Consider the following 15,017-nt stretch of genomic DNA (forward strand, 5'->3'; position numbering starts at 1 on the left):
ACTGCAGGCGACCGGCGCCCGATGTGCGGCACTCAGGGTGAGGCAGACATCGAACGGGTTGTGAGAGCGCTCTCATTTTGGGTATGAGAGCGCTCTCACTGATCAACGCAACACTAGGTCACCCACCGAGTCCTTGTCAAGGCAGCGTGAAACCGACTGGCCCGTGCACCGGGCACGAGCCCGCCCCGACTGCCCGGGACGGGTGCAGGCCGTGCACGCGCGCGCCGCGCATCCAAATAGAATGACCCCATGACAACGGGAGTCCGCAACGCGCGTCCGCCGCAGCCGACGCTCGAAATGGTGGCGGCAGAGGCAGGCGTTTCCCGCGCCACCGTGAGCCGCGTCGTCAACGGATCGCCCAAGGTGCGTCCGGAGGTCGTCGTATCCGTCACGGCCGCGATCGAGCGCCTCAACTACGTCCCCAACCGCGCCGCCCGCTCGCTCGCGAGCCGGCAGACCCAGTCCGTCGCCCTCGTCGTTCCGGAAGACATGACGAAGTTCTTCGGCGATCCCTACTTCGCCGCGGTCGTGCAGGGCATCACCCAGCGCCTCGACGAGAGCGATTACACGCTCAACCTTCTGGTCGCCTCGAGCGACCCGCGACACAAGACCATGCGTTACCTCCGCGCCGGGAACGTCGACGGTGCCCTGGTGATCTCGCACCACACCGGGGACAACTTCGTCGCCGATCTCGAATCCACGATGCCGGTGGTCTTCGGTGGACGCCCCACCAACGATTCCGGCGCGAACAACTACTTCGTCGACGTCGACAACATCGCGGGCTCCATGAGCGGCGTCCAGCACCTTGTCGACATCGGCAGGCACCGGATCGGCACGATCACCGGGCCCGTCGACATGCCGGCCGGCATCGACCGCCTGACCGGGTTCCGCCAGGTGCTCGAGAGCGCGGGCCTGCCCACGGATGCCGTCGAACACGCCGACTTCACGGCCTCCGGGGCCGCGGCGGCCACCCGCCGCCTGCTCGAGCGCTTCCCGGACGTCGACGCCATCTTCGTGGCGAGCGACCTGATGGCGACCGGCGCGCTCGGCGTCCTCGCTGAGCAGGGCCGTGCCGTGCCGGGGGACATCGCGGTGGTCGCATTCGACGACAGCCCCGCGGCCACCTCGGGGCCGATCGGGATGACGACCGTGAGCCAGCCCTCGAAGGAGATGGGTTTCGCGATGGCGGACCTGCTCCTGCGCCTGCTCGCGGACGACGAGACCGTGCCGCACCGCAACATCATGCCGACCCGCCTGATCCTGCGCGAATCCGCCTGACCCGCGCCGCGGCATCCGCCCGCCGGCCCGCTCACGAGCTACGTGAGGTGTCGCAGATCGACGTTCCCGGCGCCCCGGAACCTCGATCTGCGACACCTCAGCTGAGGGGCGAACGGGGTCGGGGGGAGCTCAGGGCAGCTGGGGCGCGACCTCGCGGGCGATGAAGTCCAGGTGGTCGAGGTCGGCGAGGTCCATGATCTGCAGGTAGACCGTGTCGACGCCGGCCTCGGCGAGGGCGCCGAGCCGGTCGACGACCTCTGCGGCCGTGCCGGCGAGGCCGTGCTCGCGCAGCTCGGCGGGTTCCCGGCCGACCGCGGCGGCACGGCGCGCGAATTCGGCCTCGTCACGCCCGGCGACCGCGATGAGCGCAACCGAATAGTGCAACTCCCCCGGGTCGCGCCCGATCGCCGTGCACGCCGCCCGCACCCCGGCGAATTTGCCGGGAACGTCAGCGAACTCGGGGAACGGCAGGTTGAACTCGGTCGCGAACCGTGCCGCGAGGGCCGGTGTGCGCTTCGCTCCGCCGCCGCCGACGATCACGGGAACCCGCGCCTGGGCGGGTTTCGGCAGGGCGGGCGAGTCGACGAGCGTGTAGTGCTCGCCGGCAAAGTTGTAGCGGTCGCCGACCGGGGTCTCCCAGAGTCCGGTGACGATCTCGAGCTGCTCCTCGAGCATGCCGAAGCGTTTGGCCGGGAACGGGATCCCGTAGGCGAGGTGCTCCTCCTCGAACCAGCCGGTGCCGAGGCCGAGCTCGACCCGCCCTCCCGACATCTGGTCGACCTGGGCGACCTGGATCGCGAGGATCCCCGGCGCGCGGTAGGTCACCGAGGAGACGAGGGTGCCCAGGCGGATGCGGCTGGTCTCGCGAGCAAGTCCGGCGAGCGTCGTCCAGGCATCCGTCGGGCCGGGAAGCCCGCTGCCGCCCATGGCCAGGTAGTGGTCGGAGCGGAAGAACGCGTCGAACCCGAGCGTCTCCGTTGCCTGCGCGACCGCGAGGATATCGTCGTAGCTGGCGCCCTGCTGGGGTTCGGTGAAGATGCGGAGTGTCATCCCTCCAGTCTTCCAGATCGCCCGGAAGCGCCTTCCCTAGGAAAGGTCGAGGAACTCGACCTCCGGCAGGGCCGCGAACCGGGTGCGCATCACCTGGATGGACTCCGGGTTCTGGTCGACGAGCAGGAAACGGCGGCCCAGGGACTCTGCGACGGCACCGGTCGTGCCGCTGCCGGCGAAGAAGTCGAGCACCCAGTCGCCCTCGCGGCTCGAAGCCTGGATCATCCGCCGCAGGATGCCGACCGGTTTCTGGGTGGGGTATCCGGTCTTCTCCTTGCCCGTCGGCGACACGATCGTGTGCCACCAGACATCCGTGGGCAGCTTGCCCTTGGCGACCTTCTCCGGCGTGACGAGGCCGGGGGCCATGTAGGGCTCGCGGTCGACCGTCGTCGAGTCGAAGTAGTACTGCTGCGGGTTCTTCACGTAGACGAGGATCGTGTCGTGCTTGGTCGGCCAGCGATTCTTGGACTTCGCGCCGTAGTCGTACGCCCAGATCAGCTCGTTGAGGAAGCAGTCGCGGCCGAAGAGCGCGTCGAGGAGCACCTTCGCGTAGTGCGCCTCACGGTAGTCGAGGTGCAGGTAGAGCGTGCCGTCTTCGGCGAGGAGACGCCAGGCCTCGATCAGTCGCGGCTCGAGGAACGCCCAGTAGTCCTCGAACTGGTCGTCGTAGCCGAGCAGGTCGCCCTTGATCCGCTCGTAGAGCTGCCCCTTGAACCCCGTGATGGTGCCGGTCGCCGCCAAACCGCCCGCGCGCGGCGAAGTCCCAGTGACCTCAATCGGGGGGATGGGGACCGCGCCCGTTTCAGAGCTGGATTCGCCCGCCTGGACGACCCTCACGGACGTCGTCGTGCGCCGATTCTGCTTCCGACCGGTGTTAAAGGGCGGGTCGAGGTAGATCAGCGTGAACGCACCGTCGGGAAGGGCCGGCAGGATTTCGAGGTTGTCTGCACGGATGACACGGTTGGGGGATGACGGTGACCACGCGGTTGGCATTCCCTCATTGTGTCAGTCGGCTTACTCTATGGGGATGACTACAGACTCCCCGACGACCGAATCGACGACGACTCCGGCGGATGCGACGACGCAGGATGCCGCGCGGCCCGTCGTCCTGCATGAGCCGGCCCTGTCCCGGTACACCCTGCTGATCGGGGATGCGACGGCGGGTTTCGCCGACTATGAGGTCGACGGCTCGCGCGTGCTGTTCACGCACGTCGAGGTGGACCCGCGGCACCGCGGCGAAGGACTCGCCAGCATCCTCGTCGAGCAGGCGCTTGACGACATGCGCGAGCGCACCGACCTCACGGTCGTCGCGGTCTGCCCCTACGTCGTCGCGTGGATCGACAAGCACGCCGAATACCAGGATCTCCTGACCCGCGGCCAGTAGCCCGCGCGCCGGCCCCGCCCGCGAGCCCCGCTCGTTCCGGCAACCCCCCTCCGCGAGAGTGCACTTTCGCGGGGAGAAGAGGGCGGCAGGCTAGGGGACGCGGGCGATCCACTCGTCGGTGCCGAACTTGCTCTCGACGAGAGCGGCGGCCGCGGCGTATTCCGCTTCGGTGATGTCGCCCTCCACCGCGCCGTACAGGGACGTGAAGGTCTGCTTCATCCGGTCGATGATCTCGGCCCGGCTGAGGCCGGTCTGGCTGCGGAGCGGGTCGACCCGCTTGACGGCGCTCGTGATGCCCTTGTCGCTGAGCTTTTCGCGACCGATGCGCAGCACCTGCACCATCTTCTCGCCGTCCATGTCGTAGCTCATGGTGACGTGGTGCAGCACGGCACCGCTGCCGAGCCGCTTCTGCGCGGCCCCGCCGATCTTGCCGGTCGGGCTCGTGATGTCGTTGAGCGGCTGGTAGTGCGCGTCGATGCCGAGGGAGCGCAGCGCCGTGAGCACCCATTCGTCGAGGAAGGCGTAGGAGTCCGCGAAGGTCATTCCCTGCACGAGCGCCGTGGGCGCGTAGATCGAGTACGTGATCACAGAGCCGGCCTCCATGAACATGGCGCCGCCACCGCTGATCCGGCGGACGACGGTGAACCCGTGGGCCTCCGCCTGCTCTGCGTCGACCTCGTTCCGGAGCGACTGGAAGCTGCCGATGACGACGGCGGGCTCCGTCCACTCCCAGATCCGCAGCGTCGGCTTGCGCCTGCCCTCGCCGACCTCGATCGCGAGCACCTCGTCGAGCGCCATCTGCATCACCGGTGGCACGGCCTTGGAGTGCACGAGCTGCCAGTCGTAGTCACGCCACCCGCTCGCCTGGGCGAGGGACCTGCGGATCGCAACCGCGACGGCCTCGGGGGAGAATCCGAGCAGCGTGGCCTGGGCAGGCAGCGCCGCGCGCACGGCGGCGGCGAGGCCGGCAGCATCCGTGCCAGCGGGAAGGCCGGTCACGGCCGCGTTGATCGCCCCGAGGGCATCGTCGGGTTCGAGGAAGAAGTCCCCCGCGAGCCGGAAATTAACGATCGTGTCATCGACGACGTCCAGGTCGACGACCACGAGCTTGCCACCAGGGACCTTGTATTCACCATGCATGAGGCCAGCCTAACCGTCGATTCCACCGAGCCCCGGGGGTAACTGCCCGTCGAGCCAGCCGATCAGTTCGGCGAAGACCTCGGCACGGTTGGTTTCGTTGAAGACTTCATGCCGGGCACCGGGATATACCACCAGGCGAATGTCTCGCAGGCCTGAGCGACGTGCGTATGCATTCTTGAGCATGGTTGCGCTGCGCTCCCCGCCGACGGTGTCGTCCCCACCGACGAGGATCAGGAGCGGGAGGTCCGGTGGCAGCCCGCGCGCCGGGCGACCGAAGAGCCGTGCGGCCTCGCGCACGCCGAAGAGCTTCGCGAGCGGGGTCACGGTCGTGAGCGGATCGGCGATGAAGGCCTCGGCGACCGCGGGATCGCGGCTGAGCCATTCGACGCCCGTCGTACCCAGATGCTTGTGCCGCGCGTTCAGGTCCCCGCCGTTGAGGTATCCCGGCCAGCGATAGGCCGTGCCGGTCAGGACCACGGCCGCATAGTCATCCGCGTGCTCGTTGACGATCATCTGCGCCATGAACGAGCCCCAGCTGTGCCCGAGCAGGACGAGCGGGAGGTGCGGGTGCTCCGAGCGGATGATGCCGCTCAGCTGATGCACGCCGGCGACCGCGGCCCGCAAACCGCCGGGACCGAGCCGCCCGATCTTGGTCGTGTCACCCGCGTACTGCCGCATCCCGGTTCGTCCGTGGCCGCGATGGTCGTCCGCGTAGACGGTGTAGCCGGCCGCGTTCAACCGGCCCACGAGCTCGGTGTAGCGGTTGGCGTGTTCGCCGACGCCGTGCACTACCTGGACGACCGCCCGCGGGCGCGGAACCGGCCAGACGTAGTACTCGAAGGTGACGCCGTAGTCATCCGTGAAGGTAGGCACGGGGCCAGTCTGTCAGAATGCACGATTTCCGGGGAATACTTAGCCTCGCTAAACGGTTACAGTTATCAGTTATGGAATCCACGATCGCTCCGGCCTCGACCCCGCCGGACGCCCCCGCCGGTCATCGGCCGACGATTGCCGAGCTCAGCCACGACTTCCGCGTGGCCAACGGCCGCCTCGCGCGCCGCCTGCGCCAGGAAAAAGCGGACAACGAACTGAGTGCGAGCCAGTTCTCCGCCCTCGGCTCGCTCTTCTTCAACGGCCCCTTCACCCTGCGCGAACTCAGCGAGCACGAGCGGGTCACCCCGCCCTCGATGAGCCGCACCGTCGGGGTGCTCGTGTCCGCCGGACTCGTCCACCGGGCGGGATCCACGGACGACGGCCGCAAGATCATCCTGACCGTGACCGACTCCGGTCGCACCCTGATGCACGAGACTCGCAACCGGCGGGATGCCTGGCTCGCCCTGCGCATCGCCAAGCTCAGCCCCGCGCAGCGCACCGTGCTCACCGAAGCCATCACCGTCATGAAGGAGCTCACCGACAGTTGAGTGCCATGTTCCGCTCCCTGAGCGTCGCGAACTACCGGATCTGGTTCGCCGGCGCCCTGGTGTCGAACATCGGAACCTGGATGCAGCGCACCGCCCAGGACTGGATCGTCCTGACGATGCTGACCGACCACAACGCAACGGCCGTCGGGATCGTGATGGCCCTGCAGTTCGGGCCGCAACTCGTGCTGATGCCGTGGTCCGGCCTCATCGCCGACCGGTTCAACCGGCGCAAGCTCCTCATCGCGACCCAGAGCCTGATGGGCGTGCTTGCCCTCGGCCTCGGCCTGATCGTGGTGACCGGCGTCGCCCAGCTCTGGCACGTCTACCTCTTCGCACTCGGGCTCGGCATCGTCGCCGCGATCGACTCGCCCGCACGACAGACCTTCGTCTCCGAGCTCGTCCCCGACAGCAACCTGTCCAACGCTGTCGCACTGAATTCGGCCTCGTTCAACGGCGCCCGCCTGATCGGCCCGGCCGTGGCCGGCCTGCTGACGGTCGCCGTCGGCGCCGGCTGGGTCTTCCTGATCAACGCCGTCACCTTCGCCGCCACCGTCTTCGCGATGACCCTGCTGCACACGAACGAGCTGCGCGTCCAGCCGCGGGCACCCCGGAAGCGCGGCCAGCTGCTGGCCGGCTTCCGCTACGTCTCGCATCGGCCGGACATCATCGTCGTCCTGATCGCGGTCTTCCTGATCGGCACCTTCGGGCTCAACTTCGCGATTTTCACCGCGACCATGGCGACAGTCGAGTTCCACATGGGCGCCGGGGAATTCGGGCTGCTGAGCTCCATCATGGCGATCGGCTCGGTCGCGGGAGCGCTGCTCTCGGCCCGCCGCAGCCGCCCCCGGCTGCGCCTCGTCGTCGCCGGCGCCGCGCTCTTCGGCGTATCGTGCGGAATCGCCGCGGTGATGCCGAGCTATCTCAGCTTCGCGGTCTCGCTCATCTTCGTCGGACTGTTCTCGCTCACGCTGATGACGACCGCGAACGCCTATGTGCAGACCACCACTAAGCCCGCGATGCGCGGCCGGGTGATGGCGCTCTACATGGCCATCTTCGCCGGCGGTACCCCGCTCGGCGCCCCGTTCGTGGGCTGGGTGGCCGACCGGTTCGGCCCGCGCTGGGCACTGGGCGTCGCGGCGCTCTCTGGGATCCTCGCGGCAGGGGCCATGCTGTTCTGGCTGATCAGGTACCGCAGCCTGCGCGTGCGGTACCGCCGCGGGGTCGTGCCCCACGTGCAGGTGCACCACGACGGCGACGGACGCGACCGCGACCCGCTCGACAGGGAAACCGCCACCCGCGAGATCGCGATCATCGAGGCGACCCGCTAGGTCGGATCGCGCCGGCGCCGGTTTCGGCAGGCCGCGCCCGTGCCGAGCCGCGCCCGCGCCGGTTTCGGCAGGCCGCGCCCGTGCCGAGCCGCGCCCGCGCCGGTTTAGGCAGGCCGCGCCCGCCGTTGCGGTAGCGGGCCGCCGAAACCGGCGCGACGGTGACCGCGGCGGGGCACCGAGAGCGCAACCGGGGCGAGCGGATGCCGGGGGCCCGGCTACCGGCATCCACTCGCCGGATCGCGCCCGCGCCGGTTTCCGCAGGCCGCGCCCGCCGTTTCGGTAGCGGGCCGCGGGAACAGGTGCGGTGTCGCCGCGACCGGGGGTGCAGTGCGGGGCAGGGACCTCGCTAGCGCACCCCGCCCATGAGGCGGAGCACCGGCCGGGCGAAGACCGCGAGGCCGATGCCGAACAGGATCGCGACGCCGCCGATCACGCTGAAGTAGAGCGTCTCGGGGACCTCGGTGTACCACTGGGCGAGCCAGCCGGACACGGCGGTGCCGAGCGCGATCGACAGGAAGAACAGCGCGACCATCTGGGTGCGGAACGGCGCCGGCGCGAGCTTGGTGGTGAGCGCGAGGCCGACGGGGCCGATCAGGAGCTCGGCGACCGTGAGCACGAAGAGGATGCCGATCATCGCGAGCATCGGCGTGGAGTTGGCCCCGCCGCCCACGAACGGCAGGAAGCCGAGGAACGCGACACCCATGACCGCGGTGCCGAGCGCGAACTTGACCGGTGTCGACGGCTGGCGGCTGCCCCAGCGGGTCCAGAGCGCGGCGAAGACGCCGGAGAGCAGGATGATGAACACCGGGTTGAAGGACTGGATCCAGGACACCGGGATCTCCCAGCCGAACAGGTGCCGGTCGAGGCGCTCGTCCGTGTAGATCGTGACGACCGTGAACTGCTGCTGGGAGAGCGACCAGAAGACGGCACTCGCGAGAAAGAGCGGGATGAAGGCGTAGACCTGCTTGCGCTCGACGATGCTGATCTGGCGGTTGCGCAGGATGACGACGAAGTAGCTGATCGTCGCGACGACCGTCAGGGCGATGACGAGGGTGACGAGGCCGTCCGCCGTGATCACGCCGGCGAGCACGAGCACCACGACGAGCACGACGACGGCGACCGCGCCGACGAGGTACCGGGTCCACCGGGAGCGCGGCAGCGGGCTCGGGACCTGGTGCACGACCTCGGGGAGGCTCTTCCGTCCGAACGAGTACTGGGTGAGCCCGATCGCCATGCCGACGGCCGCGAGGCCGAAGCCGAAGTGGAATCCGGCCGTCGTCTGCAGGAGCCCGGTCAGGATCGGGCCGAAGAACGCGCCAAGGTTGATCCCGAGGTAGAAGAGGGAGAAGCCGGCGTCGAGGCGGGGGTCGTCCCGCGTGTAGAGGGAACCGACGACGCTCGTCGCGTTGGCTTTGAGGCCGCCGCTGCCGACCGCGATCAGGAGGAGGCCTGCGGTCACGCCGGCGACACCGGGAACAAGGGCGAGGGCGATATGCCCGAGCATGATCACGATGGCGCTGTAGAACAGCACCCGCTCGCTGCCGAGCACCCGGTCGGCGATCCACGCCCCCAGGATCGTCGAGAGATAGACCCCTCCGCCGTACGCGCCGACGATGCCGGCGGCCGTCGCCTGCTCGATCCCCAGGCCGCCGTCGGCCGCCGAGTAGTACAGGTATAGGAGCAGGATGCCCTGCATCCCATAGAAGGAGAACCGCTCCCACATCTCGACGCCGAAGATATTGGCGAGAGCCCGCGGTTGCCCGAAGAAGCTGCGGTCTTTGTGGGCGGGGACGGGTTTTTCGACCGTGGTCATCTCTCGACTGTATCGGGTGCCCCCTGGATCGGGGGCATCGGCGCATCTCACGGCGCTGCCGCCGCGGCACGATACGATCGTGGTCGAGCGAAGAACGAGCACCAGGCACTCGGCGCGAGAGGGGCGAATGGACACGCACGACCTCATCGGGCTGATCAGCGAGGTCCTGACCCTCGTCGGGTTCGTCGTCGGCGCCGTCTTGTATGCCCTCGGCCTTGCCATTCGCGGCGTCAAGGGCGGCTGGGTGGCCACGGATGGCGTGATCGCGTGCTCGGGATCGCACACGGTCATCCGCTGGTTCGACCGCTCGGGGGATGTGCACGAGCGGGCCGCGAACACGCACGAGAGTCACCGCCTCGCCCCCGGCGACGACGTGCCGGTCTGGTACCACTCCCGTGACGCCTCCCGCGGGGTGACGCACGCCCCGGAGTCGGAGGGCAAGGCCCTGCGCCTCACCGGGCTGATCCTGCTCGGCACCGGGCTCGTGTCTGCGGTCCTCGGCATCGTGCTGATGTTCGTCTGAGCCGGGCTGCAGCGGTTCTCGGCGGTTCTGCGCCGGACTGCGCCCGCGGCACTTGCCCGGCGCGCCGGTCGGGGGAACACTGAAGGCGTCCGCGCACGACCCGTGCACTGAATTCAGCATCGTTCAGAGAGGAACGTCATGACCAAGATCCTCATTCTCACCGGCGACGCCGCCGAGACCCTCGAGGTGTTCTATCCCTACCAGCGGCTGCTCGAGGAGGGCTTCGAGGTGCATATCGGCGCCCCGGAGAAGAGGAAGCTCCAGTTCGTCGTGCACGACTTCGTGGACGGCTTCGACACGTACACCGAGAAGCTCGGCCACACCTGGGAGGCCGACGTGGCCTTCAAGGACGTCGACCCGGCCGACTACGCCGCGATCGTCGTCCCGGGCGGGCGAGCCCCGGAGTACATCCGCAACGACGAGGACGCGAAGCGGATCGTCCGGCACTTCTTCGAGCGGAACGCCCCCGTCGCCGCGCTCTGCCACGGCCCGATGCTCCTCGCCGCCGCCGGGGTGCTCCACGGCCGCACGAGCTCGGCATACCCCGCACTGCAGATCGACGTCGAGCTCGGCGGTGGCGTGTTCGAGAACGGCGCCGGCGTCGTCGACGGCAACCTCGTCTCCGGCAGGGCCTGGCCGGACCACCCCTCCTGGATGCGCGAATTCATGAAGCTGCTCGCGGCATCCGGTGTCACCCCCACCGAGCCCGCCCTCGCGTCTGCCCACTGAGACCGGCACTCACCGCCGTCGCCGGCGCCCCGAACCACTTCAACGGAGATTCTGTCCGGAAAGCGCTTGAACCGCGCTCTCACGTACTCACAACCCGAAAACTCCGTTGAAGTGGTTCGGGTCAGTCGGCAGGGGCGGGCTCTGCGCGCGGGCCAGGGGCGAGGTGCTCGCCGAAGAAGGCCTCGATGCGGGTCCAGGCGTCGGCGGCGGCCTCCGGGTCGGGGCCGGCACCGAGGATACGCTGCGTGAGGAAACGCACGGCGGCCGGGCCCGTTTCGGCATCGTTGAGGAAGGAGTGTCCGGCGCTTGGGTATTCCTTGACGTCGTGCGGCACGCCGGAACGCACGAGTCCGTCCTCGAGCCGGGCCGCGGCGCCGACGAGCGAGCGGTCACGCCCGCCGTAGCTGCCCACGATCGGGCAGGCGCCCTCGAGCGCGGCGTCGAGATCCTTCGGCAGCCGGCCGTAATTGACGGATGCCGCGGCGAACCCCCGCGTGGCGGCCGCGAGCGCGAAGCCGCCGCCCATGCAGAAGCCGAGCACCCCCACCTCTCCCGTGCAGTCCGGCCGGGCGACGAGCGCCTGGCGCGCATTCTCGATGTCGACGAAGGCACGCCCCTCGCCCGCGGACAGGGCGCGGAAGGTCGCAATGAGGCACTTCCGGGCACCGCCCTCCGTGAAGAGGTCGGGCATCAGGGCGAGGTAGCCCGCCGAAGCCAGCCGCTCGACCTGGCGGCGCATCACGTCGCTAATCCCGAAGGCCTCGTGCACAAGGACAACCCCTGGCCAGGGGCCGGGGCCGGCCGGAACGCCCAGCACCGCCCGGAGTCCCGTGCTTCCGCCGCTCGCGGCCGGGAGTTCGAGGTCGATCAGCTGCGGGGCGGGGTGCGCGGTCATGGGGCCTCCTGGCCTGGGCGTGCTCGGGTTGGAGGAACCATATCGCAATGGCACCCGCCAACGAATCCGCGAGAGTACGAAATCGGCCCCTCCGGACGACGCGAAGGGGCCTTTTTCGTACTCTCGCGGCGGGAGGGGCGGGTTGGGGACGGGGGTGGACCCGGGCGGGCGTCGCCGTGTAGTGTGTGGTCAGACCACAGCGGCGCCGTCTCATGGCTGCCGCCCAACGACCGACACCACCCCACTGCCGAGGAGGAGCCCGTGACCGTTGACGCCGTGCCCGTACCGGGCGCACTCCCGGACGAGCCCCGGGCCTGGGAGCTCGTGCTCGAGTCGATCGAGCGCGATCTGCTCTCGGGTCGGCTGCGGCCCGGGGATCGCCTCGCCCCCGAACGCGCCCTCGCCGCCTCCCTCGGTGTCGGCCGGTCGAGCGTGCGCGAGGCGATCCGGGTGCTCGAGGTGCTCGGGCTCGTGCGCACCGCGACGGGCTCAGGGCCGACCTCGGGGGCGATCATCGTCGCGCTGCCCGGCGGCGGGATGTCGGCGCTGATGCGGCTGCAGGTCGCGGCCCGGGGCTTCCCGGTCGCGGACGTCGTGAAGACCCGGCTCGTGCTCGAGGCGGCCGTCGTGACCGAGCTCGCCGAGGCGCACGGCAGCCCGGCTCGCGCGTCGACGTCGGTGCCCGTGCCGACCTCCGTGCCGACATCGGTGCCCGTGCCGATGTCCGTGCCGGTGCCGGCGGCCGCGGCCGCCGCGGCGGCCACGGATGCCGGGACGACCGTACCAACGCCGGCCGGCGGCCAGACCGGAGTCGGCACCGGGTCCCTGGCCCGCGCGGAACAGCTCCTCGACGCGATGGACGCGCCGGGCCGGACGGAGGCCGAGTTCCTGGCGCTCGATGCGCAGTTCCACCTCGCCCTCGCCGAGGCGTCCGGAAACCAGGTCATCACGGCGACCATGGCCGGACTCCGCAGCGCGATCGAAGCGTACGCCCGCGCGGGCGTGGCCCGACTCGGGTCGTGGGCGGAGACATCCGCTCGCCTCAGGCTCGAACACCGGGAGATCGTCGCGTGCATTCGCGCGGCCGACCCCGCAGCGGCCCGACGGGCGGTGCAGTCGCATATCGCGGGGTACTACGCCGAGACCCGGCTGACGGAGACACCGGGAGATGCGGGCAGTGCCGAAATTCCGCCCGCCGTCCCGACGCGACCCGTGCCGAGCCGACCCGAACCGACATGACCTGAACCGACGCGACCCGACGCGACCCGGACCGACGCGACCCGCCCAGCCGACCGACTCGCCGGAAACACCGACCGTAGCCCCCGACCCCGCCCTGCCAGCCCCCAGCCCCAGAACGGAATTCCAGACCATGGTTCAACGACGCATCCCCAAAATCAAGGACCTCGCCCCGCTCATGCAGTTCAAGGCGCCGGAGCTCAACGCGAAGAAGCGCCGCCTCGAGAGCGCCCTCACCATCTACGACCTGCGCGCGATCGCCAAGCGGCGCACGCCGAAGGCCGCGTTCGACTACACCGAGGGAGCCGCAGAGGCGGAGATCTCACTCGCCCGCGCCCGCCAGGCCTTCGAGGACATCGAGTTCCACCCGGCGATCCTGCGCGACGTCTCGACGGTCTCGACCGGCTGGGACGTGCTCGGGGCGCCCGTCGCCCTCCCGTTCGGGATCGCGCCGACCGGATTCACCCGGATGATGCAGACCGAGGGCGAGATCGCCGGCGCGCACGCGGCCGCGAAGGCCGGCATCCCGTTCTCGCTCTCGACGATGGGCACGACCGCGATCGAGGACGTCAAGGCCGCCAACCCGCACGGGCGCAACTGGTTCCAGCTCTACATGTGGAAGGACCGCGACCGCTCGATGGCCCTCGTCGACCGGGCCGCGAAGGCCGGCTTCGACACCCTGCTCGTGACGGTCGACGTGCCCGTCGCCGGCGCGCGCCTGCGCGACAAGCGCAACGGGTTCTCGATCCCGCCACAGCTCACCCTCGGCACCGTGGTCAACGCACTCCCGCGCCCGGAATGGTGGATCAACTTCCTCACGACGGAACCGCTCGCCTTCGCGTCCCTCGACCGCTGGAGCGGCACCGTCGGGGAACTGCTCGACACCATGTTCGACCCGACCGTCACCTTCGAGGACCTCGCCTGGATCAAGACGCAGTGGCCGGGCAAGGTCGTCGTCAAGGGCGTGCAGAACGTGGCGGATGCCGCCAGGCTCGCCGAAATGGGCGTCGACGCGATCATCCTCTCCAACCACGGGGGCCGCCAGCTCGACCGCGCCCCGATCCCGTTCCACCTGCTGCCCGAGGTCGCTCGCGAAGTGGGCAACGACCTCGAGGTGCACCTCGACACGGGCATCATGAGCGGTGCCGACATCGTCGCCGCCGTCGCCCTCGGCGCTCGGTTCACCCTCGTCGGCCGGGCCTACCTCTATGGGCTGATGGCCGGCGGCGAGGCCGGCGTCGACCGGGCTGTGCAGATCCTCGCGGAGCAGATCACCCGCACCATGCGGCTGCTCGGCGTGACGTCGCTCGAGGAACTCGAGCCGGGGCACGTCACCCAGCTCTCCCGCCTGAGCCGCATCGCCCGTCCGGAGGGCGTGCCCGCGACACGGCCCTAGCGCCGAGATGGCCCGTTTCCGCCGAACCGACCCGCTGCAACGGGTCGACTCGGCGAAAACGGGTCGACTCGACGCCGGACGCCAGTGTGCCGCGCTCCGGCACTCAGGGCGCTGGGACGCTGGGACGCTCAAGGTGCCGGGACGACATGGCGGGCGAGCATCGTTGCGATCCCGTCGAGGTCGAGCTCACTCTGCGCGACCGAGATCACGAAGTGGAACGCGTCATCCGTCGACATGACCACGCGAAAGCCGTTGAGCCGCAGGAACGCGAGGGTGAGGATCCAGGACAGCCGCTTGTTCCCGTCGAACAGTGGGTGGTTCTGGGCCAGTGACGACATGAGCGCGGCGGCCTTCAGCTCGAGCGTCGCATAGGCATCCTCACCGAACATGCCCGCCGATGGCCGGGCGAGCGCGGAGAAGAGCAGTCCCTGGTCGCGAATGTGAAGTCCGAGGTGTGCCACGACAGCCAAGGCCTGCTCCGGCTCGATGTACTCGATGTACTCGATGTACTCGATCACCATCGCACCCGCGGACTCAGGCGTCTTCGAGCCGGGTCAGCAGATCAGCGTATTCCGCAGAGATCTCGTCCACGCTCGTCAGCACGCGCGCTGTCTTTGATTCCTGTCGTGCGAAGCGATCGGCCGCCTCGATGAGCAACGCGTGCTTGGAGGTATGGCGCAGGCGGGCGAGCGACTCCAGCGCGGAGTCGAGCTCTGGGGGGAGTCTGACGGTCATAGCCATGCCGAAATGGTACCACTGTGGTACCACCACGTCGAGAATGCCCATGTCCGCCGAACCGACCCGCTGGGACGGGTCGACTCGGC

Annotated in this window: 16 protein-coding genes; 8 read left to right on the top strand and 8 right to left on the bottom strand. The window is 69.5% G+C overall.

All coding sequences use genetic code 11. The annotated features are described in order from the left end of the window. The first annotated feature begins 249 nt into the window (after positions 1-249). Complete coding sequence (locus MQH31_RS14700) at positions 250-1,278, top strand: LacI family DNA-binding transcriptional regulator (protein WP_134534589.1); 1,029 nt, start codon at positions 250-252, stop codon at positions 1,276-1,278. 129 nt (positions 1,279-1,407) lie between these two features. Here MQH31_RS14700 and MQH31_RS14705 read toward each other — a convergent pair whose 3' ends face one another. Then, positions 1,408-2,328 carry an LLM class F420-dependent oxidoreductase gene (locus MQH31_RS14705; protein ID WP_243012680.1) on the bottom strand — a complete coding sequence of 307 codons (921 nt, stop codon included), beginning with the start codon at positions 2,326-2,328 and terminating at the stop codon, positions 1,408-1,410. A 36-nt stretch (positions 2,329-2,364) separates the two neighbouring features. Beyond that, the gene (locus MQH31_RS14710) at positions 2,365-3,321 is read right to left on the bottom strand and encodes a DNA-methyltransferase (RefSeq protein ID WP_243012681.1); all 957 of its coding nucleotides are present in this window, start codon (positions 3,319-3,321) and stop codon (positions 2,365-2,367) included. A 34-nt stretch (positions 3,322-3,355) separates the two neighbouring features. Here MQH31_RS14710 and MQH31_RS14715 point away from each other — a divergent pair, with 34 nt between their 5' ends. Next, a complete protein-coding gene (locus MQH31_RS14715) occupies positions 3,356-3,712 on the top strand; it encodes a GNAT family N-acetyltransferase (protein WP_243012682.1) in 357 nt (118 codons plus the stop codon). A gap of 90 nt (positions 3,713-3,802) precedes the next feature. Here the strand turns inward: MQH31_RS14715 and lplAB are convergent, their stop codons facing one another. Beyond that, positions 3,803-4,852, bottom strand: coding sequence for a lipoate-protein ligase LplAB (gene lplAB / locus MQH31_RS14720; protein WP_134534593.1), 1,050 nt, complete (start codon positions 4,850-4,852; stop codon positions 3,803-3,805). 9 nt (positions 4,853-4,861) lie between these two features. Further along, positions 4,862-5,725 carry an alpha/beta fold hydrolase gene (locus MQH31_RS14725; RefSeq protein WP_243012683.1) on the bottom strand — a complete coding sequence of 288 codons (864 nt, stop codon included), beginning with the start codon at positions 5,723-5,725 and terminating at the stop codon, positions 4,862-4,864. A 71-nt stretch (positions 5,726-5,796) separates the two neighbouring features. Here MQH31_RS14725 and MQH31_RS14730 point away from each other — a divergent pair, with 71 nt between their 5' ends. Both MQH31_RS14730 and MQH31_RS14735 read left to right on the top strand, forming a co-directional pair. After that, positions 5,797-6,273: a MarR family winged helix-turn-helix transcriptional regulator gene (locus tag MQH31_RS14730; protein ID WP_134534595.1), complete on the top strand. Its 477-nt coding sequence runs from the start codon at positions 5,797-5,799 to the stop codon at positions 6,271-6,273. Continuing rightward, positions 6,270-7,601 (top strand): MFS transporter, encoded by a 1,332-nt coding sequence (locus tag MQH31_RS14735; RefSeq protein WP_243012684.1) that lies wholly within the window; start codon positions 6,270-6,272, stop codon positions 7,599-7,601. The genes MQH31_RS14730 and MQH31_RS14735 overlap by 4 nt, the downstream gene beginning before the upstream one ends. A 346-nt stretch (positions 7,602-7,947) precedes the next feature. On the opposite strand, the gene MQH31_RS14740 is transcribed toward MQH31_RS14735, so the two are convergent. After that, entirely contained in the window at positions 7,948-9,414 is a 1,467-nt protein-coding gene (locus MQH31_RS14740; RefSeq protein ID WP_243012685.1) for a peptide MFS transporter, read from the bottom strand. A gap of 127 nt (positions 9,415-9,541) precedes the next feature. On the opposite strand from MQH31_RS14740, the gene MQH31_RS14745 reads away from it, so the two are divergent. Together MQH31_RS14745 and MQH31_RS14750 are read left to right on the top strand one after the other, a co-directional pair. Further along, the gene (locus tag MQH31_RS14745; protein ID WP_243012686.1) at positions 9,542-9,937 is read left to right on the top strand and encodes a sortase; all 396 of its coding nucleotides are present in this window, start codon (positions 9,542-9,544) and stop codon (positions 9,935-9,937) included. A gap of 138 nt (positions 9,938-10,075) precedes the next feature. Further along, entirely contained in the window at positions 10,076-10,666 is a 591-nt protein-coding gene (locus tag MQH31_RS14750) for a DJ-1/PfpI family protein (protein ID WP_243012687.1), read from the top strand. A 121-nt stretch (positions 10,667-10,787) separates the two neighbouring features. On the opposite strand, the gene MQH31_RS14755 is transcribed toward MQH31_RS14750, so the two are convergent. Beyond that, positions 10,788-11,561, bottom strand: coding sequence for a dienelactone hydrolase family protein (locus MQH31_RS14755; protein WP_243012688.1), 774 nt, complete (start codon positions 11,559-11,561; stop codon positions 10,788-10,790). A gap of 261 nt (positions 11,562-11,822) precedes the next feature. On the opposite strand from MQH31_RS14755, the gene MQH31_RS14760 reads away from it, so the two are divergent. Together MQH31_RS14760 and MQH31_RS14765 are read left to right on the top strand one after the other, a co-directional pair. Then, on the top strand, positions 11,823-12,800 hold the full coding sequence (locus tag MQH31_RS14760) for a FadR/GntR family transcriptional regulator (protein ID WP_308196463.1): 978 nt from the start codon (positions 11,823-11,825) through the stop codon (positions 12,798-12,800). A 130-nt stretch (positions 12,801-12,930) separates the two neighbouring features. After that, complete coding sequence (locus tag MQH31_RS14765) at positions 12,931-14,193, top strand: alpha-hydroxy acid oxidase (RefSeq protein ID WP_243012689.1); 1,263 nt, start codon at positions 12,931-12,933, stop codon at positions 14,191-14,193. A gap of 128 nt (positions 14,194-14,321) precedes the next feature. Here MQH31_RS14765 and MQH31_RS14770 read toward each other — a convergent pair whose 3' ends face one another. Then, positions 14,322-14,714 (bottom strand): type II toxin-antitoxin system death-on-curing family toxin, encoded by a 393-nt coding sequence (locus MQH31_RS14770; protein ID WP_243012690.1) that lies wholly within the window; start codon positions 14,712-14,714, stop codon positions 14,322-14,324. 13 nt (positions 14,715-14,727) lie between these two features. Beyond that, positions 14,728-14,979 (bottom strand): CopG family ribbon-helix-helix protein, encoded by a 252-nt coding sequence (locus MQH31_RS14775; protein WP_243012691.1) that lies wholly within the window; start codon positions 14,977-14,979, stop codon positions 14,728-14,730. Positions 14,980-15,017 lie beyond the last annotated feature (38 nt).

The organism is Cryobacterium zhongshanensis, assembly GCF_022760445.1.
Lineage (GTDB): Bacteria > Actinomycetota > Actinomycetes > Actinomycetales > Microbacteriaceae > Cryobacterium > Cryobacterium algoricola.